Source organism: Janthinobacterium sp. SUN137, assembly GCF_030587265.1.
In the GTDB taxonomy this organism is placed as follows: domain Bacteria; phylum Pseudomonadota; class Gammaproteobacteria; order Burkholderiales; family Burkholderiaceae_D; genus Janthinobacterium; species Janthinobacterium kumbetense.
The window spans coordinates 1-1,413 of record NZ_JAPWHZ010000025.1 but is presented as its reverse complement, the minus strand read 5'-3'; the positions used below and the strand labels follow the sequence as shown (position 1 = coordinate 1,413).

The window sequence follows — 1,413 nt, the reverse complement described above, 5'->3', positions numbered from 1 at the left end:
GAAGCCGATGAGCTCTTCCAGCTCCTTCTGCAGCCGGTTGGCCACCGGCGTGCCGATCACGATGTCGCTGCTGTTGCCGTGCCGCGCCAGCAGCACGCTCAGCGCGGCGTGCAGCACCATGAACAGCGTGGCCTGCTGGTCCCGTGCGACCTTCTTCAAACCTTGGCACGTGGCAGTATCCATCGTGAAGCGGTGCTGCGCGCCACGGAAGCTTTGGTGCGCCGGGCGGGCGCGGTCCAGCGGCAGGCCGTGCACCGGTGGCAGGCTAGCCAACTGCTGGCTCCAGTATCCAAGCTGATCTTCCAACACCGGGCCGGCCAGCCACTCGCGCTGCCATTGCGCATAGTCGGCATACCGGATTGCCAGCGGGCCGTGGGGGTTGGCAGCACCGCTACGCAGCGCCTGGTACTGGTCCAGGAACTCCCTAACCAGCAGGCCCATCGACCAGCCGTCCGAGGCAATGTGGTGCATATTAAACAGCAGCACGCCCGCCTCCTCGCCCAGGCGGACGAAGCTGGCGCGCAGCATCACGTCGCGCACCAGATTGAACGGCGTTTCGGCATCGGCCAGCGCCAACTGCCGCGCGGCCAGTTCCCGCGCGCCGGGATCGAGCGACGTCAGGTCTCTTATTTTGATGCCAAACTCCACCTGCTCCCGGATCACTTGCCACAGCTGCTCGCCTTCACTGGCGAAGACGGTGCGCAGCGGCTCATGCCGTTCAATGATGCGCCGGAACGCCTGCTCGGCGACGGCGACGTCAAAGCGGCCCGTCACGCGCAGGGCGGACGGCATGTTGTAGTGCGAGCTGCCGCCGTCAAGCCGGTCCAGGAACCACAGGCGCTGCTGCGCGAACGACAGGGGAATAGATTCGCTGCCGCGCGCCTGCGCCGTCACCTGCGGGCGCGTGAACGCGCCTGTGCCGCAGTCAATGGCTGCCGCCAGCGCCGCCAACGAACCGTTGGCGAACAAGTCCTTGATTCCCAGCTCGACACCGAGCACGTGGCGCACTTCCGCCAACAGACGTACCGCCAGCAGCGAATGACCGCCCAGCGCGAAGAAGTTCGCTGTCGCGCCAATCTTGCCGACTTCCTGGTTCAGCAGGCCCGCCCAGATCGCGGAGAGCTCTATTTCGGTCTCGGTCTGTGGCGCCACATACCCGGCCTGCGACAGGCTCGCGTCCGGCGCAGGCAGCGCCTTGCGGTCGACCTTGCCGTTCGGGTTCAGCGGCAGCGCATCGAGCGTCACCCACACGGATGGCACCATGTAAGCCGGCAGACTAGCCTGCAGGGCAAGCTGGAGCGCTGCGCGGTCAATGTCGATGTCGTTCCTGACCACATAGCCCACCAGGCGCTGGTCGCCCGGCTGGTCTTCGCGCGCCAGCACCACCGCGTCGCGCACCTGCGGCAGCGCGCG

At 66.9% G+C, this 1,413-nt stretch carries 1 protein-coding gene; it reads right to left on the bottom strand.

The window, feature by feature from the left end; translation table 11 throughout:
* Positions 1–1,413: condensation domain-containing protein (locus tag O3298_RS29115; protein WP_305061206.1), on the bottom strand; the 1,413-nt coding region annotated here is incomplete at both ends.